The organism is Simplicispira sp. GW247-4R2A (assembly GCF_059424465.1).
Genome location: NZ_JBWKZM010000032.1, coordinates 1 through 23,224 on the forward strand (window position 1 = coordinate 1; position 23,224 = coordinate 23,224).

At 67.3% G+C, this 23,224-nt stretch carries 22 protein-coding genes; 18 read left to right on the forward strand and 4 right to left on the reverse strand.

Features of this window, described 5'->3' with window-relative positions:
* The first annotated feature begins 38 nt into the window (after positions 1 to 38).
* From AC07ZH_RS17660 to AC07ZH_RS17675, 4 genes are all read left to right on the forward strand, one after another.
* Entirely contained in the window at positions 39 to 1,499 is a 1,461-nt protein-coding gene (locus tag AC07ZH_RS17660) for an efflux transporter outer membrane subunit (protein ID WP_495200724.1), read from the forward strand.
* A 57-nt stretch (positions 1,500 to 1,556) separates the two neighbouring features.
* Positions 1,557 to 2,726 (forward strand): efflux RND transporter periplasmic adaptor subunit, encoded by a 1,170-nt coding sequence (locus tag AC07ZH_RS17665; protein ID WP_495200725.1) that lies wholly within the window; start codon positions 1,557 to 1,559, stop codon positions 2,724 to 2,726.
* A gap of 11 nt (positions 2,727 to 2,737) precedes the next feature.
* Entirely contained in the window at positions 2,738 to 5,884 is a 3,147-nt protein-coding gene (locus AC07ZH_RS17670; protein ID WP_495200726.1) for an efflux RND transporter permease subunit, read from the forward strand.
* Positions 5,885 to 5,960: 76 nt separating this feature from the next.
* The gene (locus AC07ZH_RS17675; RefSeq protein ID WP_495200727.1) at positions 5,961 to 7,163 is read left to right on the forward strand and encodes an HD-GYP domain-containing protein; all 1,203 of its coding nucleotides are present in this window, start codon (positions 5,961 to 5,963) and stop codon (positions 7,161 to 7,163) included.
* 12 nt (positions 7,164 to 7,175) lie between these two features.
* Here AC07ZH_RS17675 and AC07ZH_RS17680 read toward each other — a convergent pair whose 3' ends face one another.
* Positions 7,176 to 8,159: a MerR family transcriptional regulator gene (locus AC07ZH_RS17680; RefSeq protein WP_495200728.1), complete on the reverse strand. Its 984-nt coding sequence runs from the start codon at positions 8,157 to 8,159 to the stop codon at positions 7,176 to 7,178.
* Between the two features lie 136 nt (positions 8,160 to 8,295).
* On the opposite strand from AC07ZH_RS17680, the gene AC07ZH_RS17685 reads away from it, so the two are divergent.
* The 9 genes from AC07ZH_RS17685 to AC07ZH_RS17725 all read left to right on the forward strand — a co-directional run bounded on the left by AC07ZH_RS17685 (position 8,296) and on the right by AC07ZH_RS17725 (position 16,177).
* Complete coding sequence (locus AC07ZH_RS17685) at positions 8,296 to 8,919, forward strand: glutathione peroxidase (RefSeq protein ID WP_495200729.1); 624 nt, start codon at positions 8,296 to 8,298, stop codon at positions 8,917 to 8,919.
* A 241-nt stretch (positions 8,920 to 9,160) separates the two neighbouring features.
* Positions 9,161 to 10,465, forward strand: a complete 1,305-nt coding sequence (locus AC07ZH_RS17690; RefSeq protein WP_495200730.1) for an NAD(P)/FAD-dependent oxidoreductase — start codon at positions 9,161 to 9,163, stop codon at positions 10,463 to 10,465.
* Complete coding sequence (locus AC07ZH_RS17695; protein WP_495200731.1) at positions 10,462 to 11,331, forward strand: DUF1365 domain-containing protein; 870 nt, start codon at positions 10,462 to 10,464, stop codon at positions 11,329 to 11,331. The genes AC07ZH_RS17690 and AC07ZH_RS17695 overlap by 4 nt, the downstream gene beginning before the upstream one ends.
* Positions 11,328 to 12,557, forward strand: a complete 1,230-nt coding sequence (locus AC07ZH_RS17700; RefSeq protein WP_495200732.1) for a class I SAM-dependent methyltransferase — start codon at positions 11,328 to 11,330, stop codon at positions 12,555 to 12,557. The genes AC07ZH_RS17695 and AC07ZH_RS17700 overlap by 4 nt, the downstream gene beginning before the upstream one ends.
* Entirely contained in the window at positions 12,554 to 13,099 is a 546-nt protein-coding gene (locus AC07ZH_RS17705; RefSeq protein WP_495200733.1) for a chalcone isomerase family protein, read from the forward strand. The genes AC07ZH_RS17700 and AC07ZH_RS17705 overlap by 4 nt, the downstream gene beginning before the upstream one ends.
* A 15-nt stretch (positions 13,100 to 13,114) precedes the next feature.
* Positions 13,115 to 14,410 (forward strand): MFS transporter, encoded by a 1,296-nt coding sequence (locus AC07ZH_RS17710; RefSeq protein ID WP_495200734.1) that lies wholly within the window; start codon positions 13,115 to 13,117, stop codon positions 14,408 to 14,410.
* The gene (locus tag AC07ZH_RS17715; RefSeq protein ID WP_495200735.1) at positions 14,407 to 14,949 is read left to right on the forward strand and encodes a DUF3833 domain-containing protein; all 543 of its coding nucleotides are present in this window, start codon (positions 14,407 to 14,409) and stop codon (positions 14,947 to 14,949) included. The genes AC07ZH_RS17710 and AC07ZH_RS17715 overlap by 4 nt, the downstream gene beginning before the upstream one ends.
* Positions 14,946 to 15,731 carry an SDR family NAD(P)-dependent oxidoreductase gene (locus tag AC07ZH_RS17720; protein WP_495200736.1) on the forward strand — a complete coding sequence of 262 codons (786 nt, stop codon included), beginning with the start codon at positions 14,946 to 14,948 and terminating at the stop codon, positions 15,729 to 15,731. The genes AC07ZH_RS17715 and AC07ZH_RS17720 overlap by 4 nt, the downstream gene beginning before the upstream one ends.
* The gene (locus AC07ZH_RS17725; protein WP_495200737.1) at positions 15,728 to 16,177 is read left to right on the forward strand and encodes a nuclear transport factor 2 family protein; all 450 of its coding nucleotides are present in this window, start codon (positions 15,728 to 15,730) and stop codon (positions 16,175 to 16,177) included. The genes AC07ZH_RS17720 and AC07ZH_RS17725 overlap by 4 nt, the downstream gene beginning before the upstream one ends.
* Before the next feature lie 12 nt (positions 16,178 to 16,189).
* On the opposite strand, the gene AC07ZH_RS17730 is transcribed toward AC07ZH_RS17725, so the two are convergent.
* Positions 16,190 to 16,804 carry a glutathione S-transferase N-terminal domain-containing protein gene (locus AC07ZH_RS17730; RefSeq protein WP_119109816.1) on the reverse strand — a complete coding sequence of 205 codons (615 nt, stop codon included), beginning with the start codon at positions 16,802 to 16,804 and terminating at the stop codon, positions 16,190 to 16,192.
* 120 nt (positions 16,805 to 16,924) lie between these two features.
* Between AC07ZH_RS17730 and purB the strand changes: the two genes are divergently transcribed.
* From purB to AC07ZH_RS17745, 3 genes are all read left to right on the forward strand, one after another.
* Positions 16,925 to 18,319, forward strand: a complete 1,395-nt coding sequence (purB, locus tag AC07ZH_RS17735; protein WP_495200738.1) for an adenylosuccinate lyase — start codon at positions 16,925 to 16,927, stop codon at positions 18,317 to 18,319.
* A gap of 163 nt (positions 18,320 to 18,482) precedes the next feature.
* Positions 18,483 to 19,661: an ATP-binding protein gene (locus AC07ZH_RS17740; RefSeq protein ID WP_495200739.1), complete on the forward strand. Its 1,179-nt coding sequence runs from the start codon at positions 18,483 to 18,485 to the stop codon at positions 19,659 to 19,661.
* A gap of 23 nt (positions 19,662 to 19,684) precedes the next feature.
* Positions 19,685 to 20,245 carry a YaeQ family protein gene (locus AC07ZH_RS17745; protein ID WP_495200740.1) on the forward strand — a complete coding sequence of 187 codons (561 nt, stop codon included), beginning with the start codon at positions 19,685 to 19,687 and terminating at the stop codon, positions 20,243 to 20,245.
* A 7-nt stretch (positions 20,246 to 20,252) separates the two neighbouring features.
* Here the strand turns inward: AC07ZH_RS17745 and AC07ZH_RS17750 are convergent, their stop codons facing one another.
* Positions 20,253 to 20,561, reverse strand: coding sequence for a DUF2007 domain-containing protein (locus AC07ZH_RS17750; protein WP_495200741.1), 309 nt, complete (start codon positions 20,559 to 20,561; stop codon positions 20,253 to 20,255).
* A 152-nt stretch (positions 20,562 to 20,713) separates the two neighbouring features.
* On the opposite strand from AC07ZH_RS17750, the gene AC07ZH_RS17755 reads away from it, so the two are divergent.
* The gene (locus tag AC07ZH_RS17755) at positions 20,714 to 21,583 is read left to right on the forward strand and encodes a gamma-glutamyl-gamma-aminobutyrate hydrolase family protein (protein WP_495200742.1); all 870 of its coding nucleotides are present in this window, start codon (positions 20,714 to 20,716) and stop codon (positions 21,581 to 21,583) included.
* 96 nt (positions 21,584 to 21,679) lie between these two features.
* Here the strand turns inward: AC07ZH_RS17755 and AC07ZH_RS17760 are convergent, their stop codons facing one another.
* The gene (locus tag AC07ZH_RS17760; RefSeq protein ID WP_119109811.1) at positions 21,680 to 22,027 is read right to left on the reverse strand and encodes an HPF/RaiA family ribosome-associated protein; all 348 of its coding nucleotides are present in this window, start codon (positions 22,025 to 22,027) and stop codon (positions 21,680 to 21,682) included.
* A 460-nt stretch (positions 22,028 to 22,487) separates the two neighbouring features.
* Between AC07ZH_RS17760 and AC07ZH_RS17765 the strand changes: the two genes are divergently transcribed.
* Positions 22,488 to 23,216 carry a TerC family protein gene (locus AC07ZH_RS17765; protein WP_495200743.1) on the forward strand — a complete coding sequence of 243 codons (729 nt, stop codon included), beginning with the start codon at positions 22,488 to 22,490 and terminating at the stop codon, positions 23,214 to 23,216.
* The last annotated feature ends 8 nt before the right edge of the window (positions 23,217 to 23,224 follow it).

Genomic DNA, 23,224 nt, shown 5'->3' on the forward strand with positions numbered 1-23,224 from the left:
GCGCAGGGTGCGCGCCCCGCCCAACCCCGTTCGTTTGTATGAATGTCTTGCATTTTTGCCGGGCGCGCACCCTGCGCAGCGCCCTGGCGCTGTCCATGCCGCTGGCGCTCGTCGCCTGCGCCGTGCAGCGCCCCGCCGCCCAGGTGGCCGCGCCCATGCCCACGGCCTGGCAAGCACCCCTGCCGCACCACGGTCAGCTGGCCGACCTGGAGCACTGGTGGGAGCGCCAGGGCGACCCGCTGCTGGTCGAACTGATCGCGGCTGCACAAGCGGCCAGCCCCGATCTCGCACAGGCCCGCGCGCATCTGGTGCAGGCGCGCGCCGCACAGGCCGCCGCCCGGGCGGCATTGCTGCCCTCGCTCGATGGGCAGGCCAGCGCGAGCCGCGGTTTCAATGAGCAGGTGGAGGCCTTGGCCAGCACCGCACAGGCGGGCGTACAGGCGGGCTGGGAGATCGACCTGTTTGGCCGCAACGCCGCCGCCAGCGACGCGGCGCGCGAGCGCCTGGCCGGTGCCGGCGCCCAGTGGCACGAAGCGCGCGTGTCGGTGGCGGCCGAGGTGGCGCTGCAGGTCAGCGGCTGGCGCAGCTGCGTGCAGCAACTGGCCTTGACGGCGTCCGACGCACGCTCACGCGGCGAGACGGCGCGCCTGGCGCTGGCGAGCGAAAAGGCCGGCTTCACGGCGCCGGCCACGGCAGCCCTGGCCAGCGCCAGCGCTTCCGATGCCAAGGTACGCACCGAGCGCCAGCGCATGGAGTGCGAGATCAACCTGAAAACCCTGGTGGCGCTCACCGGCATGGACGAGGCGGCGCTGCGCGAGCGGCTGGCCGCCGCACCGCCGCCGCACACGCCGCAGGCGCTGTTTGCCATCGCCACCGTTCCCGCGCAGGCGCTGGCGCAGCGCCCCGACGTGTATGCCGCCGAGCGCGAAGTCGCCGCGGCCAGCGCCGAGGTGGGGGGCGCGCAAGCCGATCGCTACCCACGCCTGAGCTTGAGCGGCTCCATCGGCCGTGGCTGGCTGCACACGGGCGGCACCAGCATCAGCAGCAACACCTGGTCCCTGGGGCCGCTGGCCCTGAGCCTGCCGATCTTCGACGCCGGCCGCCGCGCTGCGCAGGTCGACGCCGCCGTGGCGCGCTACGACGCGGCCGTGGTGCTCTACCGGGCCCAGGTGCGCAAGGCGGTGAGCGAGGTGGAGCAGGCGCTGGTTCAACTCGATAGCACCGAGACGCGCAGCACCGACGCGCAGCAGGCGGCTGCCGGCTACCAGCGCTCGTTCGAGGCGACCGAGGCGCGTTGGCGCGCGGGCCTGGCCAGCCTGGTCGAGCTGGAAGACGCGCGCCGCACCGCACTCGCCGCGGATACCGCGCTGGTGGCCCTGCAGCAGGAGCGCATGGCCGCCTGGATTTCGCTCTACCGCGCCGTCGGTGGCGGCTGGGACGCCAGTGGGGCCACAACGCCCACGTCCACGTCCACGCCTCATACCGCCAGCGCCAGCTGAACCCCAGCCCAACAACCCCACAGCCTCTCTTCATTTGACCGCAGGAATGGACCTTCCATGCAGCCCAGGAAACTGACCCTTTCGATCGCCGCCCTTGCCACGCTGTGCCTGCTGGCCACTGCGGGCGCACTGCTTGCGCCCCGTGCCTCCCGCGCCGCCAGCGACGCGAAGGACGCGCCGGCCAGCGCCCCCCGACCAGCGCTGGCCGTGACGACCACGCAGGCCACCCGCACCTCCATGGCCCTGCGCCTGCCGGCCAACGGCAATGTCGCCGCCTGGCAGGAGGCCAGCATTGGCGCCGAAAGCAATGGCCTGCGCTTGACGGAGGTGCGCGCCAATGTCGGCGACCAGGTGCGCGCCGGCCAGGTGCTGGCCGTGTTTGCCGCCGACACCGTGCAGGCCGACGTAGCGCAGGCGCGCGCCAGCCTGCTTGAAGCCAAGGCCAACGCAGCCGAAGCCGCTGCCAATGCCGAGCGGGCGCAGACGCTGATTGCCTCAGGCGCGCTCAGCCAGCAGCAGATCGGCCAGTACGCCACGGCCTCACAGACGGCTCGGGCGCGTGTGGAGGCCGCGCAGGCGATGCTGCACGCGCAGCAACTGCGCCTGCAGTACACCCGCGTGCTGGCGCCCGACAGTGGCGTGATTTCATCGCGCAGCGCCACGGTGGGCGCGGTGGTGGGCGCCGGCACCGAGCTGTTTCGCATGGTGCGCAAGGGCCGGCTCGAATGGCGCGCCGAAGTCAGCGCCAGCGATCTGCCGCGCCTGCACGCAGGCGATGAGGTCCGCGTGACGACCACCGCCGGCACGCAGGTGACGGGCCGCGTGCGCATGCTCGCGCCCACGGTGGACCCCAAGACCCGCAACGCCCTGGTCTATGTGGACCTGCCGGCGCACGCGGACATCCGCGCCGGCATGTTTGCCCAGGGCGAGTTTGTGCTGGGCGCGCGCCAGGCGCTGAGCGTGCCGCAATCGGCCGTGGTGGTGCGCGACGGCTTCAGCCAGGTGTTTGAGGTGGGCGACGACCACCGCGTGGTCATGCGCCGGGTGCAGACCGGCCAGCGCGTGGGCGAGCGCATCGAGATCGTCTCGGGCCTGGAGGCGAGCGCGCGCATTGTCGTGCGCGGCGGCGCGTTCCTGAACGATGGCGATCTGGTGCGCACCACCGAAAATTTAGATCAAAACAAGCCTCCAGCGCTTATTGCACCTGCGCAAGCAGCTAGCAAATAAGGAGCATTCGCATGAACCTGTCTGCCTGGTCCATCCGCAACCCGATTCCTGCGGTCATGCTGTTTGTGCTGCTGACCCTGGCGGGTCTGCTGTCGTTCCGCGCCATGAAGGTGCAGAACTTCCCCGACATGGACCTGCCGGTGGTCGTGGTCACGGCCGTGCTGCCGGGGGCCGCGCCGGGCCAGCTTGAATCGGACGTGGCGCGCAAGATCGAGAACGCCATTGCCACCACGCAAGGGCTCAAGCACATCACCACCACGCTGACCGATGGCGTGGCCACCATCGCCGCCGAATACCAGTTGGAAAAGCCGGTGCAGGAGGCGGTGGACGATGTGCGCTCGGCGGTCTCGCGCGTGCGCGCCGACCTGCCGGCGGACCTGCGCGACCCCATCGTCGCCAAGCTCGAACTCTCGGCCCAGCCGATTCTGGCCTTCGCCATTGCCTCCAAGCGCATGGACGACGAGGCACTGTCGTGGTTCGTGGACGACACGCTCACGCGCCGCCTGCTCGCTGTGCCAGGAGTCGGCGCGGTGAACCGCGTGGGCGGCGTGGCGCGCGAGGTGCGCGTGGCGCTCGACCCGCTCAAGCTCCAGGCTCTGGGCGCCACAGCGGCCGAGGTGTCGCGCCAGTTGCGCCAGGTTCAGATTGAAAGCGCTGGCGGCCGCGCCGACCTGGGCGGCGCCGAACAACCCGTGCGCACGCTGGCCACGGTGCAGACGGCGGGTGAACTTGCCGCGCTGGACATTCCGCTGGGCGACGGCCGCCATATCCGCCTCGACCAGGTCGCCACCATCCGCGACACCGTGGCCGAGCAGCGCACTGCCGCGCTGCTCGATGGCCAACAGGTCATCGGCTTCGAGGTCTCGCGCAGCCGGGGCGCGAGCGAGGTGGAGGTGGGCGCCGGCGTGCAGCGCGCACTTGACCAGTTGCTCGCCGAGCGGCCCGACCTGCAGCTCACCCGCACCGTGGATTTCGTGCAGATCGCCAGCGACGAGTACGACAGCTCCATGCACCTGCTGTACGAAGGCGCCCTCCTCGCCGTGGTGGTGGTGTGGCTGTTCCTGCGCAACTGGCGCGCCACCATCGTCTCTGCCGTAGCGCTGCCGCTGTCGGTCATCCCGGCATTCATCGGCATGCACCTGCTGGGGTTTTCGATCAACATCATCACGCTGCTGGCGCTCTCGCTGGTGGTGGGCATCCTGGTGGACGACGCCATCGTCGAGGTGGAAAACATCGTGCGCCATTTGCGCATGGGAAAAAGCCCTTACGAAGCCGCCATGGAAGCAGCCGACGAGATTGGCCTGGCCGTCATCGCCACCACCTTCTCGCTGATTGCGGTGTTCCTGCCCACGGCCTTCATGAGCGGCATTGCCGGGCGCTTTTTCAAGCAATTTGGCTGGACGGCGGCGCTGGCGGTTTTTGCCTCGCTCGTCGTGGCACGCTTGCTCACGCCCATGATGGCCGCCTACCTGATGAAGCCAGTCGCCGCACAGCAGCGCGAGCCGCGCTGGCTGGCCACCTACATGCGTGCGTCGTCCTGGTGCCTCCGGCACCGCGTGCTGACGATCGCGGGGGCGCTGGTGTTCTTTGTCGGCTCCCTCGCGCTGATCCCGCTGCTGCCGTCCGGCTTTATTCCCGCGGACGACAACGCCCAGACGCAAGTCAACCTTGAGCTGCCGCCCGGCAGCAGGCTCGCCGACACCCGCGCCGCCGTGGCGCAGGCGGCCGAGCGCGTGCAACGCGTGGGCCATGTACAAAGCATTTACACCACGATCGGTGGCGGTTCGGCAGGAACCGACCCCTTTGCCGGCGGCGGCGGTGCCGGCGACCCGCGCAAGGCCACGCTGACGCTGCGCCTGGCGCCGCGTGGCGAGCGCCCGCTCAAGCAGGAGATCGAGCAGCGCCTGCGCGCGGCGCTCGCTGACCTGCCTGGCGTGCGCGTAAAAATCGGTCTGGGCGGCTCGAACGACAAGTACGTGCTGGCGCTCGCCAGCGAAGACCCCCAGGCGCTGGCCAGCGCCGCGCGCTCGGTGGAGCAGGGCATCCGCACCATTGCCGGCATTGGCGGGGTGAGCTCCAACGCCAGCCTGGTGCGCCCCGAGATCGCCGTGCACCCCGACTTTGCCCGCGCCGCCGACCTGGGTGTCACCAGCAGCGCCATTGCCGAGACGCTGCGCGTGGCCACCGTGGGCGATTACGACCAGTACCTGCCCAAGCTCAACCTGGCGCAGCGCCAGATTCCCATCGTGGTGCGGCTGAACGACACGGCGCGCGAAGACCTGTCCGTGCTGGAGCGCCTGGCGGTGCCCGGCGCCAATGGCCCGGTGCGCCTGGCCGAAGTCGCCATGCTGGAGGTCGCTGGCGGCCCGGCGGTGATCAGCCGCTACGACCGCGCGCGCAACGTCAACTTCGAGATCGAACTGGGGTCCCGGGGCCTGGGCGAAGTGACCGACGCGGTCAAAAACCTGCCCGCGGTGCGCAACCTGCCCGGCAGCGTGCGCCTGATCGACGTGGGCGACGCCGAGATGATGGGCGAGCTGTTTGCCAGCTTCGGCCTGGCCATGCTCACCGGCGTGGTGTGCATCTACATCGTGCTGGTGCTGCTGTTCAAGAATTTGCTACAGCCCGTGACCATTCTGATGGCCCTGCCGCTGTCGCTCGGCGGCGCCTTCGTCGGCCTCTTGATTGCGGGCAAGAGCTTTTCCATGCCGTCTTTGATCGGGCTGGTGATGCTCATGGGCATTGCCACCAAAAACTCCATCCTGCTGGTGGAATACGCCATCGTGGCGCGGCGCGGGCACGACGGAAGCGACGGCCGGCCGGCCGCCCTGGGCATGAGCCGCATCGACGCCCTGCTCGACGCCTGCCACAAGCGCGCCCGCCCCATCATCATGACGACGCTGGCCATGGGCGCCGGCATGCTGCCCATCGCGCTGGCGCTGGGCAGCGCCGACATGAGCTTTCGCTCGCCCATGGCGGTGGCGGTGATTGGCGGGCTGCTGACCTCGACCGTGCTCAGCTTGCTGGTGGTGCCGGCCGTGTTCACCTACATCGACGATCTGGGGCAGTGGCTGCGCCGCCAGCTACCGCGCAGCCGGCCAAAACAGCCCGATCCCTCCCCGGGGTTGCGCGTGCGCCAGGCGCCTGCCGACCAATAGAGCAAATTGCCTGCAAGCACAGGCGCTATTGCGCGCCTGAGCGGCAGGTGGAGGTTTCATAATGTGACGCTGCACCATGAACCTTGTCGCCCTCAACCCCGACTCGCTTGCACTCGGCCAACCCTTGCCCTTTGCGCTCAGGGGTGCCGACGGCACCCTGCTGGCCCATAAGGGCTATGTGCTGCGCAAACAGGACGAGGTGGACCTGCTGCTTGAGCGCGGCGTGCAGTTGTGCGTGGACATCGAGGAATCCGGCGAGAGCTACCGCGCCTACCTCGGCCAATTGCAGCAAATGCTGATATCGGACACGTCGCTGGGCGAAATCGCGGCGATGAAGATCGACGGCTCGGCCCATGCCAACACCGCCCGTGCGCGCCAGGGACCAGTGGATTGGCCCGAGCTGCAGTGGTCCACCACGCAACTGCTCGGCAGCCCCAATGCGGCGGATTTCAGCGCGCGCTTTCTGGCTTTGCAAGGCGAAGTCGCACGCGCCTGCCTGCAAGCGCCGGACGCCACCCTGCTGGCGCTGATCCAGCGCTCCAGCGATGAGACGCGCATCTACAGCGCCACGCATGTGCTGCTGGTGGCCAGCGTGTGCATGCTCGTCGCGCGCGACGGCCTGCGCTGGAGCAGCGAGCAGGTCGAACGTGCCGGTCGCGTGGCGCTCTCCATGAACATTTCGATGACCGAGCTGCAAGACCGGCTGGCCCAGCAAAACGGGCCCCTCTCCGCTGCCCAGATCGCCCAGATCCAGGACCATGCGGAGCGGTCGGCCACGCTGCTCGCGGCACTTGGCGTCTCGGACCCCCTATGGCTGGACGCCGTGCGCCAACACCACGACCGCGCGCCCGGGCCGCTCGCCGGGCGCAGCGAAGCTGGGCAAATCGCCCGCCTGGTGCAACGCAGCGATATTTTTGCTGCCCGGCTGGCACCGCGTGCCGGGCGCACGCCCATGACCGTCACCGCTGCCATCAAGGCTTGTTACTACGATGAAAATCGCCAGGTCGACGAGGCCGGCGCCGCCATGCTCAACACCCTGGGAATCTACCCACCCGGCGCACTGGTGAAGCTGGCGAGTCAGGAAATCGGCGTGGTGCTCAAACGCGGCGCCACGCCCACCACGCCGCGCGTGGCCGTGGTGCGCAGCCGCAGCGGCATGCCCACCGGCGAGCTGATTCGGCGCGATACGGCGCAGGAAAATTGGCGCATCACCGGCGTGGTCAGCCAGCAGGAACTGCGCATGCGGCTGCCCATCGACCGCCTCGCCGCCATGGTGTAACCACGGGCCCCGTCACCGGGTGTTGGCGACCCGCCAGTCTGCCAGTGCCTGTGCAACTGCTTCCAGCTCGCGCACCAAGTCCACTCCGGCCGCCTCGTCGGGTATCACGCCTGCACCCTGCCCGCCCGCCCACAGCCGGGCCGGCATAGGCAACTGCGCGCGCAGCTCGCGCAAGCCTGCGCGTACCTGGGCGGGCGCCAGGACACCACTGAAACTCAGCGCCACGATGTCCGCGCGAAACGCCTGTGCGGCGCGAACAATGTCCACATGCGGGGTCTGCGTTCCCAGCGACAGGCACAAGCAGCCCTGGAGCGCCAGCACCGCCTCAAGCATCAGCAGCCCCAGGCCATGCTGTTCCTGGGTGAAGGTTGTCAACAGCACCCTCGGCGTTCCTGCTGCTGCCGTCGCGGGAACGCTGGCAATGGCGCCGCGCAGGACACCCGTCACGCACTCGGTATAGAGGTGTTCCTCGAACACCTGAAAGCGCCCCTGCAGCCAGGCCAGGCCGACCTCGCGCGTCAAAGGGGCGACGAGCTGCAGTACGCAGCCCTGAAGTCCCAGTGTCAGCACGGCGCGCGTGAGCTGCTCACGCAGCGCCGCCACGTCGTGCGCAGCGATCAGATCCAGGCATTGCGCCACCAGCACACCCTGGGCCGCCACGGCGGGCAAAGCGCGCGCGCTGCGGCCGGTGCGCGATGCCGGCGCGGGAGTCCGCACGGCGGCAGAGGCCAGTAGGACGGCCAGTTCGTCCGCCCCCAACGCCACCACCTTGCCCGGCCGGTGCCCGGCATGGATCAGACGCCGCAGCAGGCGCAGGCGCTCGACCTGCGCCGCCGGGTAGAGGCGCTCACCCTGCGCATCGCGCAAGGGCGCCGGGAAACCGTAGCGCCGCTCCCACATGCGCAAGGTGTCTTTGGACAGGCCGCTCTCGCGCTCCACCGCTGCAATGGAATAGGCGGCGGGAATCTCTGGACAGGGCAAGGGTGGAGGGTTCACGGGACAACAGGTTGGCGCGCAGACATCGGCGAATCCAGTGCTGCACCACCCGCGTATTGGACATGGCGGAGGTCCAGCAGAGTTAGACAAAATATGGTTAAATTCTACATATGTCTTAGACAAATAGATTAGACAAATGAAATTTTTTCCCTTTCCCCGAAGTGCTGCGGCTTTCGCCCTCGGCCTGTTTGCCGGCGTGTCCAGCCCTGCCGCGACGCCAGTGCCCAGCCAAGCGGTCGCGGCTACTGAGACACCGGCTTCCTGCCCGCCGTTGCTGCGGCACAGCTTCAACCGTTTGCAGGACGAAAAACCTCAAGCGCTTTGCCAGTACGCGGGCAAGGTGCTGCTGGTGGTGAACACGGCCAGTTACTGCGGCTTCACCGGGCAGTACGCCGGACTGGAGGACTTGTACGCGCGCTACCGGGACCGGGGCCTGGTGGTGCTGGGTTTTCCCTCCAACGACTTTGCCCAGGAGAGCGGCGACAACCGGCAGATCGCCGACTTCTGTGAAAACACCTACGGCGTGAAATTTCCCATGTTTGCCAAGAGCAGCGTGGCGGGTGCGCAGGCCTCGCCGTTCTACCGCGAATTGGCCGCGCAGAGCGGTCAGCCACCCCGCTGGAATTTCTACAAGTACCTGATCGGCCGGGACGGCCGCGTGGTGGACGCCTTTGCCAGCATGACGGGCCCGGACAATGCCCGCCTGGTGCGTTCGCTGGAGCGGCAGCTGGCCACCCCCATGCCCCGGAGTGCGCCATGACGGCAGGCACAATTTGTTGTCTTTGCCAGAAAAATTTGCGGAACTTCCCCGCAAGGCACACACTCCATGCAGAACGCTGGTGCATTGTGCGCAGTGTTTTCTTAGTGTTGCGAAGCCTTTCGACTCCCCGTGGGTCGATTGAAATCCCGAGGCGCTTCTCCTCCCTCCCTCTCTTCTTCGCGTCGGGACGCTTCGCAACTTTTTTCTTCTTCATGGCTGGGTCTCCTGAGCGGAGGCCGGCATGAGAATCGCCATCGTTGGCGCCGGGATCGCCGGCCTCGCGGCCGCGCACCGCCTGGCGCCCCATGTCGCCACCACGCTGTTCGAAGCGGGCGATCATTTCGGGGGCCACGCGCACACCGCCAACGTCACGCTGCCAGGCGAAGGCGGCCTGGTGACGCATGGCGTGGACACCGGCTTTCTGGTGCTCAACGAGCGCACCTATCCCACCCTGCTGGCGCTGTTTGCCGAGCTGGGGGTGGTCACCGCGCCCTCCGACATGTCGTTCTCGGTCCAGGTGCCGCGCGTGCATGGCGCCAATCCCCTGGAATGGAGCGGCAGCAGCCTCGCCAGCGTCTTCGCCCAGCGCCGAAACCTGGCCAGCCCGCGCTTTCTCGGCATGCTGGCCGATCTGCTGCGCTTCAACCGGGTGTGCACCCGGCTCGCCGAGGCGAACCAGGAGCGTGCGCTGGCGCAGCCATTGGGCGAGTTTCTCGCCGAGAACCGCTTGGGCAAGGCGTTCCGGGACTGGTATCTGCTGCCCATGCTGGGCTGCATCTGGAGCTGCCCGACAGACCAGATGCTCAAGTTCCCCGTGGCGACCATGATCCGCTTCTGCCACAACCACGGTTTGCTGCAAATCGCCGACCGGCCGCAGTGGTTCACCGTAGCCGGGGGTTCCCGCAACTACGTGCGGAAGATCGTCCAGGGCCTGTCCGATGCGCGCTGTAACACCCCCGTGCGCCGCATCGAACGCGACGCTGCCGGCGTGCGCATCGCCACCGACCACGGCACGGAGCACTTTGACCGACTGGTGCTGGCGACGCACAGCGACCAGGCACTGGCGCTGCTCGCCCAACCCAGCGCGCAGGAGCGCGCCTTGCTCGGCGCCATTCGCTACCAGGCCAACCGCGCCGTGCTGCACACCGACACCCGCGTGCTGCCGCAGCGCCGCGCTGCCTGGGCAGCCTGGAACTACGAACGCGCGCCCCAGGTCCGGCTGGAATCGGCGCGCGTCTGCCTGCACTACCTGATCAACCGCCTGCAGCCCCTGCCATTCGCCCAGCAGGTGGTCGTCTCGCTCAACCCGGTCGGCACCATCGCGCCCGAGCAGGTGCTGGGCGAATACGCGTACGACCACCCGGTGTTCGACGCGGCAGCGATCCGCGCACAGCGCCAGTTGGACAAGCTGCAAGGCCGGCAGCACACCTGGTTTGCCGGCGCCTGGGCAGGCTATGGTTTCCATGAGGACGGACTGAAATCCGGCCTGGCGGCGGCAGAGGGCGTGCGCGCCAGTCTGCCCGGCACACTGGCGGAGGCCGCATGACCACCCCCAGCGCGGCGGCACCGCGGGAGTTTTCCAGCCCCGGCGCGGCCTGCGCCCCGGCACGGCCGCTCATCGGCTTTGGCCAGGTGCGCCACACGCGCCTACGGCCCAAGCAGCACCGCTTCAGTTACGCGACATTTTTTCTGCTGCTGCCAATGCGCGCGCTGGCCCGGGGCACCGATGCGGGAGCACTGGCGGTGAACCGGCGCGGCGCGATCAGCTTTCACGATGCGGACCACGGCGATGGCCGCCCCGCCGCGTCGGGCGGCGCGCTCGCCTGGCTGGACGCGTTGCTGCACGCGGAGGGAATCGACGACGCCAGCGGCGAAGTCTGGCTGCACTGCTACCCCCGCGTGCTGGGCTACACCTTCAAGCCGGTGAGTTTCTGGTACTGCGAGCGCGCCGACGGCAGCCTGCGGGCCATCGTCGTCGAGGTGAACAACACCTTTGGCGAGCGCCACTGCTATTTGCTCGACGAACCCGCCTGGGGCAAAGAGCTGCGGGCGGAAAAGGTGTTCCACGTCTCGCCGTTTTGCGACGTCGCGGGCAGCTACCGCTTGCGCTTTCTGTTCAGCCAAAAAGACGGCGTGCTGCGTACCGTGGCGCGCATCGACCACGACGACACGGCCGGCGCGCTCATCGAGACCAGCGTCAGCGGCGCGCTCGAACCGGCCACCCGCGCGGCGCTGCGCCGTGCGCTCTGGCGCTACCCGGTGATGACGCTCGCCGTCATCGCCCGCATCCACTGGCAGGCGCTGCGCCTGTGGACCCTGCGCGTGGGCTTTCGCAGCAAACCAGCGCCGCCGCCGGCGCCCATCAGCCACCAGCAATACCCCCAGCACCGGGAAGCGAGGAGACAGCCATGAACACCGCCACCGCCAACCCCCTCGCCCTGCCGCCCGGCATTCCCGCCGCAGCGCGCACCGTGCTGCGCCTGCTGGCACGCCTGCAGCACGGCAGCCTGACGCTGCAACTGCCGGACGGCGCCCTGCGCCATTTCGGCCCCGGCGGTGCGCCGCATGGCGCCATCGTGCTCCACAACTGGAAGGTCTGCGGCGCGGCACTGCGCTCGGGCGACATTGGCTTTGCCGAGAGCTACATCGCAGGAAACTGGAGCACGCCGCATCTGACCGACCTGCTCAAGCTCCTGATCGCCAACCGGCATGCCGTGGAAAGCGTGGTCTACGGCAGCTGGGCGGGGCGCCTGGCCTCGCGTCTGCGCCATTTGCTGCACCGCAACACGCGCGCCGGCAGCAAGAAGAACATCCACGCCCACTACGACCTGGGCAACGCCTTCTACCAGCTCTGGCTCGACGAGACGATGAATTACTCGTCGGCGCTGTTCTCCGGCCCCGAGGCTACGCAGGATTTGCACGCCGCCCAGCAGGCCAAGGTACGCCGCGCCCTGCTTGAAACGCGCGTGCAGCCGGGCGAGCGGGTGCTGGAGATTGGCTGCGGCTGGGGGGCTCTCGCCGAAATGGCGGCGACCGAGTTTGGCGCCAGCATTACCGGCGTCACGCTCTCGACCGAGCAGCTGGCCTTTGCCAATGCACGGCTCGAACGGCTCGGCGTGCCCGCTGCGCAGCGCGATTTGCGCCTGCAGGACTACCGCGACATAGCCGATGCACCGTTCGACGCCATCTGCTCCATCGAGATGGTGGAAGCCGTAGGGCGCGAGTACTGGCCCACCTACTTCCAGGCCGTCGCGCGCCTGCTCAAACCCGGCGGGCGCGCCTGCATCCAGAGCATCGTCATCGACGACCGCTTGTTCGAGCGCTACATCGGCTCGACCGATTTCATCCAGCAGTACATCTTCCCCGGCGGCTGCCTGCCCTGCCCGCGCGAGTTCCGCCGCGAAGCCGAGGCGGCCGGCCTCACCGTGACCGAGGAACTGGCCTTTGGCTTGGATTACGCCGAGACGCTCAAGCGCTGGCGCGAGCGCTTCATTGCCGAGCGCGCGCAGATCCTGCGCCAGGGCTTTGACCAGCGCTTCCTGCACATCTGGGAGTTCTACCTGGCCTACTGCGAAGCCGCGTTTGCCATGGGCGACATCGACGTGGTGCAGTACACCCTGCACAAGAGAAAACTATGAAAACCATAGCTGCTAGCGCTTACCAAATAAGCGTCAGAGGCCTTTTTCTCTTATTTTTTCAGGCGACAGCACTCGCCAGCGGCACCCCGCACACGCCCCTGGCGGGGGCGCACCTTGCAGGCAGCGGCACGCTGCGCTTCCTTGGCATGGAGGTGTACCAGGCGAAGTTGTGGGTGCAGCCCGGCTTCACCCCGCGCACCTGGACCCACCAGAGCCTGGCGCTGGAACTGCGCTACGCCCGTGGATTCTCGGCCCGTGCGATCGCCGGGCGCTCCCTCGAAGAAATGCAGCGCCAGCAAGCGCTGACCGAAGCACAAACCGGGCACTGGCAGGCACAGCTCGCGGCGCTGCTGCCCGACGTGGCGGCGGGCGACCGCCTGGTCGGCTTGTACCAACCAGGCCAGGGCGTGCGCTTTCTCTTTAACGGCCAGCCCCGCGGACAGATCGACGACCCGCTGTTTGCCCGCCTCTTCTTTGGCATCTGGCTGTCGCCCCAAACTTCGGAGCCCACGCTGCGCGCGGCGCTGCTGGCGACGCCGTAATCACTCCGCGTTTTCATGTCCCACTCCGCCGAGTTCAGCCGCCGCCAGCTGGCCAGCTACAGCCTGCTGGCCCTGCCGCTGGCGTTCGCCGCGCTGCCGCTCTACGTGCTGCTGCCCAATCTGTACGCGCGCGAATTTGGCATGCCGATGGCGACGCTGGGCGCGGTGCTGCTCGCGGCGCGGGCTTTCGATGCGTTGACCGACCCGCTGCTGGGGCGCCTGGCCGACCGGCTTGGGAGTGGCCCGGCGCGCTGGAGCCTGGCGGCAGGCGCGCTTTCGGCCCTGTTGCTCGCGCTGGGCATGGCAGCGCTGTGGTTCCCGCTGCCGCGCACGCCGCTCGCGCTGGCCGCTTGGGCCTTCGCCGGACTGGTGCTCACCAGCGCCGCCTGGAGCCAGCTCGGCATCAGCCACCAGGCCTGGGGGGCGCGTCTCGGAAAAAGCGACTTGCAGCGCGGACGCATCATGGCCTGGCGCGAATCGGCGGGGCTGGCGGGCGTGGTGCTGGCATCGCTTCTGCCATTGCTGGCTGGCTTGTGCGCGGCGCTGGTGGTGTTCTGCACGCTGCTCCTGCTGGGCTGGCTGGCCTGGACGCGCGCGCCCCAGCCCACTGCGGCCGTCCCCACGGGTCCTGAACCGCGGGCCGCGCTGTGGCAGCCCTGGCGCGTGCGCGCCTTCCGGCGCCTGCTGCTGGTGTTTGTGGTGAGCGGCATCGCCAGCGCCATTCCGGCCACGCTGGTGCTGTTCTTCGTGCAGGATGTTCTGCAAGTCCCTGGGATGCAGGAGCCCTGGTTCCTCGCCACCTACTTTCTCTGCGCGGCCCTCTCCATGCCGCTGTGGCTGCGGGCGGTGGCGCGCTTTGGCCTGGCGCCCAGTTGGCTGGCCGGCATGCTGCTGGCCGTGGCGGCGTTTGCCTGGACGGCGCTGCTGGGAACGGGCGACGCTACTGCCTTTCTGGTGGTCTGCGCGCTCTCGGGCGCAGCCTTGGGCGCTGACCTGGCATTGCCCAGTGCGCTGCTGGCCGGCGTGGCAGCCGCGCAAAGCGAAGGCAGTCAGCACGAAGGCGCCTACTTTGGCTGGTGGAACCTGGCGGCCAAACTCAACCTGGCGCTGGCCGCTGGCCTGGCTTTGCCGCTGCTCTCCGCCCTGGGCTACGCGCCGGGCGCACGCGACGCCGCCGCATTGCATACCCTCAGCTTCGCCTACGCCCTGCTGCCCTGCGCCCTCAAACTGGCCGCTGCGGCGGCCCTCTACGCACTGGTGCTGCGCGCAGGCAACACCGCGTCCATGCCCGTTCAAAGGAAATTCACATGATGCAAAGACGCCACTGGCTAGGCGCCGCCCTCGCCGCCCCGCTGTTGCTGCAGGGCTGCGGCACGCAGAAACTGGCCGACTACTCGGCGGAAAAGCCGGTGCTCGACCTGTCGCAGTACTTCAACGGCACGCTCGACGCCTGGGGCATTTTCCAGGACCGCAGCGGCCAGGTGGTCCGGCGCTTTACGGTGGTGATGGTGTGCAGCTGGCAAGGTGAAGAAGGCACGCTGGACGAGCGTTTCACCTACTCGGACGGCAAAACAGAGCAGCGCATCTGGCACCTGCACCGCCACGCGAACGGCCAGTACACCGGAACGGCCGCTGATGTGGTGGGCGAGGCCAATGGGCAAACGCAGGGCAACGCTTTTCACTGGAACTACACGCTCAATCTGCCGGTGGACGGGCGCACCTACGAGGTGCAGCTCGACGACTGGATGTACCTGATGGACGACCGCGTCATGCTCAACCGCGCCCGCATGAGCAAATTCGGCGTGCACCTGGGCGACCTGACACTCTCGTTTACCAAGCGCGCGCCATGAGCCTGAACCCCCGCATTGCCGACTGGACCGGGCGCCGCGTCTGGATCATCGGCGCGTCCAGCGGCATCGGCCGCGCCACCGCCGCCCTGCTCCACGCGCGCGGCGCGCAGGTGGTGGTGTCGGCCCGGGGCGAATCGGCGCTGAACCAGTTCACGCAAGCGCACCCCGGCAGTGTGGCGGTGGCGCTCGACAGCACCGATGCGAAAGCCGTGCAGGCCGCAGCGGATGGGCTGCGGGCGCAAGGGCCGTTGCACCTCGTCTGCTATTGCGCCGGGATCTACGAGAGCCAGAGTGCTGCCAACTTCGATCTCGCGGCCATGCTGCGCCACGACGATGTCAACTACCGCGGCGCCCTCAATGTGCTCGCGGCGGTATTGCCCGCCCTGCTGGTCGCCGCCCTATCGGGCTCCGCCGCGCATATCTGCCTGGTCAGCAGCGTCGCTGGTTTTTGCGGCCTGCCGCGCAGCCTGGCCTACGGGCCGACCAAAGCGGCACTGACCCACTTGGCGCAAGGGCTGTACCTGGATCTGCACGCCAGAGGCGTCGGGGTGAGCGTGGTGCACCCAGGTTTTGTGGCCACGCCGCTCACCGCGAGCAACCCCTTTCCCATGCCGGCGCTGACCACGCCGGAAGCGGCAGCGCAGGCCATCGTCCGCGGCTGGGAGCGCGGGCAGTTCGAGATGGACTTCCCGCGCCGCTTCACGCTGGCGATGAAGTTGCTGCGCTTAATGCCCTATGGGCTGTTCTTTCCGGCCGTGCGCCGGCTGACGGGGCAGCCATGAAGCCAAGCGTGTTGAGCCCGCCTGACGCCATGGCCCGCGCGGTGGCCTTTTTCGAGCACCTGGAACCCGCGCACCTGGCCGCGCTGGACCTGATCTACGCGCCGAACGCAACATTCAAAGACCCGTTCAACGAGGTGCAGGGGCTGCGTGCCATTGGCGGCGTCTTCGAGCACATGTTTGCCACGCTGGACGCGCCGCACTTTGTCGTGACCGGCCGCGTGCTGCAAGGCAGGGCCTGCTTTCTAACTTGGGATTTCTGCTTTCGGATGCGCCGTTTCAGGCGCGGACAGGATCAGGTGATTCGCGGTGCCTCGCAGCTGGTGTTCGACGAACAGGGCCGCATCACGCTGCACCGCGACTACTGGGACGCGGCGGAGGAGCTGTATGAAAAGCTGCCGCTGCTGGGGCCGCTGATGCGCTGGCTCAAGCGCCAGGCGAGCAGCTGATTCCAGCGCAGCTCAGGCAGGCGCTGTCTCGATAAAGCTGGCGCGCGCAGCGAGCTTGTCCTGCAGGCGCGCGAGGTTGGCGTGTTCGGTGCGCCAGGCAATTTCTGGAAAGCGAAACTCGAGCCAGCCCAGCGCGCAGCCCACGGCGACATCCGAGAGCGACAAGTGGATGCCGCTGCAGAAGGCCTTGTCGCCCAGGCCCTTGCTCATGGCGTGCAGCGCGGCCTGCACCTTGCCGAGTTGCCGATCCATCCAGGCCTGGCTGCGCTGGGCCTCCGTGCGACCGGCAAACGTGCGCTCCAGCCGCACCAGGATGGCCGCGTCGAGCAGGCCGTCGGCCAGGGCTTCCCAGGTTTTGACTTCGGCGCGCTCGCGGCCCGAGGCAGGAATGAGCTTGCCAACGGGCGAGAGGGTGTCGAGGTATTCGACGATGACGCGCGAATCGAACATGGCGTCTCCCCCGTCCAGCACCAGGCAGGGCACCTTGCCCAGCGGGTTGGCAGTCGCAATGGTGCTGTCGTCCGCCCAGACGCTGTCCTCGACGAAGCGGTAGTCGAGCTTCTTCTCGGCCATCACTACGCGCACCTTGCGCACGTAGGGGCTGGTGGTCGATCCGATGAGTTTCATGGTGGGTTCCGTGGTGCGGGGCGGGCACCGGTGTAAGCCAAACTGGCAAGCAGATTCCATTCTATCGAGCGCTCCTGACTGCGGCCGTAAGGTGTTGGCTGCCGCCTACAATCGGCCGCCATGAACGCCTCGACCACGAACTTCTCGCCCATTACCGCCCTCTCGCCGCTGGACGGCCGCTACGCCGCCAAATTGGCACTGCTGCGCCCCATCATGAGCGAGCACGGCTACATGCAGCGGCGCGTGCAGGTGGAGATAAGCTGGTTCATTGCCCTCTCGGACGCCGGTTTTGCCGAGTTCAAGCCGCTGACCACCGGCGCACGCGCCTACCTGCTGGGGCTGGTGAAGAACTTCTCCGAAGCCGATTCGACGGCCATCAAGGAGATCGAGAAAACCACCAACCACGACGTGAAAGCGGTGGAATACTGGATCAAAAGCAAATTCGAAGCCCGGCCCGAGCTGGAAAAAGCCGCCGAATTCGTGCACTTCGCCTGCACCAGCGAAGACATCAACAACACCAGCCACGCCCTGCAGTTGCGCTCGGGCCGCGACCAGGTCCTGCTGCCGGGGCTGGACCGCATCGTCCTCAAGCTGCGCGAGATGGCGCACCTGTACGCTGCCGTGCCCATGCTCAGCCGCACCCACGGCCAGACCGCCAGCCCCACCACCGTGGGCAAAGAGCTGGCCAACGTGCTGGTGCGCCTGCAGACGGCGGCCGAGCGCATCGCCAGTGTGAAGATTCTGGCCAAGATGAACGGCGCGGTCGGCAACTACAACGCGCACCTGGCCGCCTGGCCCAGCTTTGACTGGGAGGCGTTCAGCAAAAGCGTGGTGGAAACGCCGGAACCCGTTGGCCTGGGCCTCACGTTCCAGCCGTATTCCATTCAGATCGAGCCGCACGATTACATGGCCGAGCTGTTCGACGCCGTGGCGCGTGCCAACACCATCCTGATCGACCTCTCGCGCGACATCTGGGGCTATGTGTCACTGGGTTACTTCAAGCAGCGCCTCAAAGCCGGTGAGATTGGCTCGTCCACCATGCCGCACAAGGTCAACCCGATCGACTTCGAAAATGCAGAAGGCAACCTGGGCCTGGCCAACGCGCTGCTGCGCCACCTGTCGGAAAAGCTCCCCATCAGCCGCTGGCAGCGCGACTTGACCGACAGCACCGTGCTGCGCAACATCGGCGTGGCCATGGGCTATGCCACGCTGGCCTACGTGTCGCTGCTGACCGGCCTGAACAAGCTCGAACTGAACGAAGCCGCCCTGGCCGAAGACCTGGACGGCGCCTGGGAAGTGCTGGCCGAACCCATCCAGACCGTCATGCGCCGCTACGGCGTGCCCGGCGCCTACGAGAAACTCAAGGAAGTCACCCGTGGGCAAAGCGTGACACGCGAGGCGCTGCACGGCCTGATTGCGTCGCTGGAAATCCCCCAGGCCGAAAAGGACCGGCTGCTCGCCATGACGCCCGGCAGCTACACGGGCATGGCGGTGGCGCTGGCGCGGCGGGTGTAGGGCTGGAATTTGAAGTCTTTTTGGCTTCTAACGCTTATCCGGTAAGCGCTAGAAGCTATTATTTTTGAAGTTTCCAATCTCCGTGCAGGCTCCCATGCACAGAGCGATCAAGCAGCAAATCTATACAAATTGAAGATTGTTTCTTCTGTTTGTATAATTCAACATGCTTGACCGACGCCTTTCTTCCACCCTCCAGCGGCTGGCATACGCGTTCCCGGTGGTCGCCATCACCGGCCCGCGCCAGTCGGGCAAGACCACGCTGGCGCGGGCACTCTTTGCCGATAAGCCCTATGTCAGCCTCGAAGACCCCATTGAGCGCGCCTTTGCCGAAGAAGATCCGCGTGGTTTTCTGGCGCGGTTCAAAGGCGGAGCGGTGTTCGACGAAGCCCAGCGCTGGCCCGCGTTGTTCTCGCATCTGCAAGGCCTGGTGGACGCCGACCGCACGCCAGGGCGTTTCATTCTCACGGGCTCGCAGCAGTTCGGCTTGCTGGCCGGCGTCACGCAGTCGCTCGCGGGCCGCGTCGGCATGACGCGGCTGCTGCCTCTGGCGGCCAGCGAGCTTGCGGGTGTGGCGGACGGCACGCTGGCGCTCGATGATGTGCTGTGGCGCGGCGGCTACCCGGCGCTGCATATCCAGGCCGTGGCGCCGGGCGACTGGTACGCCAGTTACGTAGCCACCTACCTGGAGCGCGACGTGCGCCAGGTGCTCAAGGTGCAGGACCTGGGCACGTTCCAGCGTTTCGTGCGGCTGTGCGCCGGGCGCTGCGGGCAACTGCTCAACCTCAACGCGCTTGCCGGCGAGGCCGGCATCACCCACACCACCGCGCGCGCCTGGCTTTCGGTCCTCGAATCGAGCGACGTGGCCTATCTGCTGGCCCCCTACCACCGCAATTTCGGCAAACGGCTGGTCAAGACGCCCAAGCTGTATTTCGTGGACACGGGCCTGGCGAGCTGGCTGCTGGGCATCCGCGCGGCCGACATGCTGGCCCTGCACCCGATGCGCGGCGCCTTGTTTGAAAACTGGGTGGTGACCGAGCACCTCAAGGCGCGCTGCAATGCGGGCGAGAGCGCAGACCTGTATTTCTGGCGCGACAACAACGGCGTCGAAGCCGACCTGCTGTACGAAGTGCAGACCAAGCTGCAGACCATTGAGATCAAGTCCGGCCAAACGCCCACCAGCGACTACATCCGCGCCGGGCAGAAATCGGCCCGCTTTGCGCAGGACGAAGCCCTGACCCCGCGCCTGATCTATGGTGGCGATGCCTCTTTTGTGCGCAGCGGTGTCGACGTGCGCGGCTGGCGCACGCTCGGCGCAGCCGATTTCACCGTCCCTCTTTCCTGACCTCCTTTTTCAAAACTGCCCGCATGGCCACCAAATCCACCATCTTCAAGGCTCATCTTTCGATCGCCGACATCGACCACGGCTACTACGCCGACCATGCGCTCACCCTGGCCCGCCACCCGAGCGAGACCGACGAACGGATGATGGTGCGCCTCGCCGCCCTGGCGCTCAACGCGCACCTGCTGCAGGACCTGTGCCATGGAGACGCCACCCTGGCCTTTGGCGCGGGCCTTTCGGATCCGGACGACCCGGACGCCTCGCTGACCGATTTCACCGGCAGGAAGCGCGTCTGGATCGAAGTCGGCCAGCCCGAGGACAAACCCCTCACCCGCGCCTGCAGCAAGGCCGATGTGGTCAAGGTGTATGCCTTTGGCCACGCCGCCGACATCTGGTGGCGCGGCATCGAAACCAAGCTCACGCGCCTGGCCAAGCTGGAGGTCTGGCGCCTGCCGGCCGAGCAGGCGCAGGAACTGGCCACCCTGGCCGAGCGCAGCATGCAGTTGCAAGCGACGGTGCAGGAAGGCGCCATCACGCTCAGCAGCCCGCGCGGCAGCGTGCACATCGAGCCGCTGCGCTGGAAGTAGGCGGTTCCTACAGCGGTGGCATCAGGGCGCCGCAGTTCCAGCACTGCTCGAAGCCGCCCTCCACCAGTTCGCCGCAGGCCGGGCAGTGCCAGCGGCGCTGCGGCAGATTGCGCAGTGCTTCGAGCAGCGCCAGCGCACGCTCCTTGTGCTCAACGTGGTCGAGCCAGATCTCGGGCAGACATTCGTGCGGTGGCAATTCTCCGGCCACCGCACTGAGGTACAGGCGCTGGACGGTCGCCGGCATGCCACCTTCGCACAGCAGGTCGGCCCACAGGGTCGCCATGGCGGCATTGGGAGCGCGGGTGAGGCGGTGCATGTGAAGATTCTGGGTGGGTGGCGGTGTTGCGCTGGGGCACCACACGATAGCAGTGCCTTCGATGATGCGCCGGCGATACGGCAAAGGCACTGGCACCGCGAAAAGCCTGCATTCCTACACCACGCCCCCGGCGGGCGGTGCTACAAAGACGGATGCCCAATGACCGCCGCCTCAAAATTGGTTTGTCCGCCTGCTTTCAGTACGCGGACCCCACACGCCCCATGTTCACCGGCAAAACCCTGCAGTATGTAGAGCAGTCGATTGCGCACTGGATCATGTCGGCTGGGGCCATGGTGGTGATGGTGCCCTGCCCCATTGGCGAGACCGCGCGGGGAGACGCGACGCTGGACCATTACGCACAATGGCTGGACGGCGTCGTCATGCACGGCGGGGCGGATGTCTGGCCCGGCAACTACGGCGAGGAGCCCCTGCGCGAAGAGTGGGTGGGCGACCGGCTGCGCGATTTGTACGATTTGGCCGTGGTCAAGGCGTTTGCTCAAGCCGGCAAGCCCATTTTTGGCGTCTGCCGTGGCCTGCAACTGATCAACGTGGCCTTCGGCGGTGCGCTGTACCAGGACCTGCAGGTCCAGCACCCCGGCGCCCAGCAGCACCGCAACGCCACCGCCTACGACCAGCATTTTCACGAAATCAACATCGTGCCCGGGACGCACCTGGCAGAGCTGTATCCCGGCAAGCTGCATGCAAAAGTCAACAGCATTCACCACCAGGGGATCAAGCGTGTGGCGCCCGACTTTGTCGTCGAAGCACTGAGCGAACCCGATGGCGTGCCCGAGGCGATACGGCTAAAACCTGCGCGCGGGCGCGGCTATATTGCAGCGACCCAGTGGCATCCAGAGTTCCACAAAGCCGGGGCGCATACCCTGGATGACCGGGCCATCCTGAACGATTTTCTGGCTGCGTGTACCACTGTGCGGGAGCAGGCTTCGCCAAGCCATGGCCCGCTGGCGCTGCGCGCGCGCGCCGGGGAACTGGTGCGCCGGGCGTTCAAACGCCAGAGCTGAAAACCCAAGGGTTTTCTGGCTCTGGCGCTTATCTGGTATGCGTATCAAGCTATTCAAATGATAGTAATTTTGATCGCCATCTTCTGACGCCTCACATCATTCCTCGGCCGCGCGAATGGTGTCGCGCCCATTCTTGTCTTTCAGGCGCCCCATGTCGGTATCGAGCGCGCGCACCAGTTTGTCGATGGCGCCCGTGAAGGCAGCGGCCACTTTGTCACCGTCTGCCGTAACGGTCAGCGGTTGGCGCCCGGCGGGGCGCGCTTCCACGCGGCAGCGCTTGTCCTGCGCGCCCGACTTGCCCGCATCGATATCGGTGAGAAACACTTCCACACGGGTCACATGGTCACGAAAGCGCGAGAGCTTGGCGGTCGTTTCGTCGCTGATCCAGCGGGCCAGCGAGTCACCGCCCTGAATGTTGTCGTCGGTATGAACTTGTATTTGCATGCGTGCACTCCTTCAGGTCAAGGCCGGCCGGCGGCCGGCGGTCAGTCTCAGCCTCCATCATGCCTGCATTGGCACCGCCTGCACCCGCGCGCAGGCAATGCGCGGCCTTGCCCTACAGCAGACACCCATCAGGGGCGGTTGCACAGCCGCGCCTCCAGGCCATGAGGCCCCGTGACGGACCGTGTCGCACCGTAGTGCGCAGATTTCAGGTTTAATCAGGGTTCATCTGAAGGGGAGTAGCTCCCGCCCGCAAACGCTCTGGCAACAGGCGCTGCGGACATCGACAAGTCGTCAACACGGCGCGCAAGCGCCCGGCCTGTCGGGCCCGGTACTACCGGGTCGAGCAAGACCTTCGGTTCGAGAACCTGCTGGGGCTCGGGTCGAAGGCATGCTGTGCGCGCCATGCGCATTGCCGGTCCCGCCCCATTCCCGGCAGGCCTGCACTTCACTGGAAAACTCCATGGAACAGTTCCTGACCCCCGAATTCTGGGTTGCCGTTGGCCAGATCGTGATGATCGACATCTTGCTGGGCGGTGACAACGCTGTCGTCATCGCGTTGGCCTGCCGCAAGCTCCCACCCGAGCAGCGCACCCGCGGCATCCTGTGGGGCACGGCGGGCGCCATCGTGCTGCGCGTGGTGCTCATCTACTTTGCCCTCACCCTGCTGGCGATTCCCTTTCTCAAGATCGCCGGCGCACTGCTGCTGGTCTGGATCGGCGTCAAGCTCCTGGCGCCCGACCCGGACGACGGCCACAGCAACATCGCCGCCAGCGACAAGCTGCTCGCCGCCATCAAGACCATCATCGTGGCCGACCTGGTGATGAGCATCGACAACGTGATTGCCATTGCTGGCGCCGCCCAGGGCGCGGCCAGCCACCATGAAATGCCGCTGGTGATTTTTGGCCTGGTGATCAGCATTCCCATCATCGTCTGGGGCAGCCAGCTCGTGATCAAGCTGATGGACCGCTTTCCCACCATCATCACCTTTGGAGGCATGCTGCTCGGCTGGATCGCCGGGACCATGCTGGTCTCCGACCCGGCGCTGGCAAGCCCGGACACCCTGGCATCGCTGCCCAAGCTCGACCAGAGCAGCGGCGCCATCAAGTACGGGGCCGGCGCCGTCGGTGCCCTGCTGGTGCTGGCGATTGGCAAGTGGGCTGCTCGCCGGCGCGGCACTGCCACGGCGTGAAAGCGCTA

Bases quoted from the DNA above. Each gene is read 5' to 3' on its own strand.
- AC07ZH_RS17665 (WP_495200725.1), top strand. From the start codon at position 1,557: ATGCAGCCCAGGAAACTGACCCTTTCGATCGCCGCCCTTGCCACGCTG.
- AC07ZH_RS17760 (WP_119109811.1), bottom strand. From the start codon at position 22,027: ATGCAAATACAAGTTCATACCGACGACAACATTCAGGGCGGTGACTCG.
- AC07ZH_RS17715 (WP_495200735.1), top strand. From the start codon at position 14,407: ATGATGCAAAGACGCCACTGGCTAGGCGCCGCCCTCGCCGCCCCGCTG.
- AC07ZH_RS17705 (WP_495200733.1), top strand. From the start codon at position 12,554: ATGAAAACCATAGCTGCTAGCGCTTACCAAATAAGCGTCAGAGGCCTT.
- AC07ZH_RS17755 (WP_495200742.1), top strand. From the start codon at position 20,714: ATGCCCAATGACCGCCGCCTCAAAATTGGTTTGTCCGCCTGCTTTCAG.
- AC07ZH_RS17670 (WP_495200726.1), top strand. From the start codon at position 2,738: ATGAACCTGTCTGCCTGGTCCATCCGCAACCCGATTCCTGCGGTCATG.
- AC07ZH_RS17740 (WP_495200739.1), top strand. From the start codon at position 18,483: ATGCTTGACCGACGCCTTTCTTCCACCCTCCAGCGGCTGGCATACGCG.
- AC07ZH_RS17700 (WP_495200732.1), top strand. From the start codon at position 11,328: ATGAACACCGCCACCGCCAACCCCCTCGCCCTGCCGCCCGGCATTCCC.
- AC07ZH_RS17720 (WP_495200736.1), top strand. From the start codon at position 14,946: ATGAGCCTGAACCCCCGCATTGCCGACTGGACCGGGCGCCGCGTCTGG.
- AC07ZH_RS17695 (WP_495200731.1), top strand. From the start codon at position 10,462: ATGACCACCCCCAGCGCGGCGGCACCGCGGGAGTTTTCCAGCCCCGGC.
- AC07ZH_RS17660 (WP_495200724.1), top strand. From the start codon at position 39: ATGAATGTCTTGCATTTTTGCCGGGCGCGCACCCTGCGCAGCGCCCTG.
- AC07ZH_RS17750 (WP_495200741.1), bottom strand. From the start codon at position 20,561: ATGCACCGCCTCACCCGCGCTCCCAATGCCGCCATGGCGACCCTGTGG.
- purB (WP_495200738.1), top strand. From the start codon at position 16,925: ATGAACGCCTCGACCACGAACTTCTCGCCCATTACCGCCCTCTCGCCG.
- AC07ZH_RS17730 (WP_119109816.1), bottom strand. From the start codon at position 16,804: ATGAAACTCATCGGATCGACCACCAGCCCCTACGTGCGCAAGGTGCGC.
- AC07ZH_RS17710 (WP_495200734.1), top strand. From the start codon at position 13,115: ATGTCCCACTCCGCCGAGTTCAGCCGCCGCCAGCTGGCCAGCTACAGC.
- AC07ZH_RS17765 (WP_495200743.1), top strand. From the start codon at position 22,488: ATGGAACAGTTCCTGACCCCCGAATTCTGGGTTGCCGTTGGCCAGATC.
- AC07ZH_RS17685 (WP_495200729.1), top strand. From the start codon at position 8,296: ATGAAATTTTTTCCCTTTCCCCGAAGTGCTGCGGCTTTCGCCCTCGGC.
- AC07ZH_RS17745 (WP_495200740.1), top strand. From the start codon at position 19,685: ATGGCCACCAAATCCACCATCTTCAAGGCTCATCTTTCGATCGCCGAC.
- AC07ZH_RS17675 (WP_495200727.1), top strand. From the start codon at position 5,961: ATGAACCTTGTCGCCCTCAACCCCGACTCGCTTGCACTCGGCCAACCC.
- AC07ZH_RS17690 (WP_495200730.1), top strand. From the start codon at position 9,161: ATGAGAATCGCCATCGTTGGCGCCGGGATCGCCGGCCTCGCGGCCGCG.
- AC07ZH_RS17725 (WP_495200737.1), top strand. From the start codon at position 15,728: ATGAAGCCAAGCGTGTTGAGCCCGCCTGACGCCATGGCCCGCGCGGTG.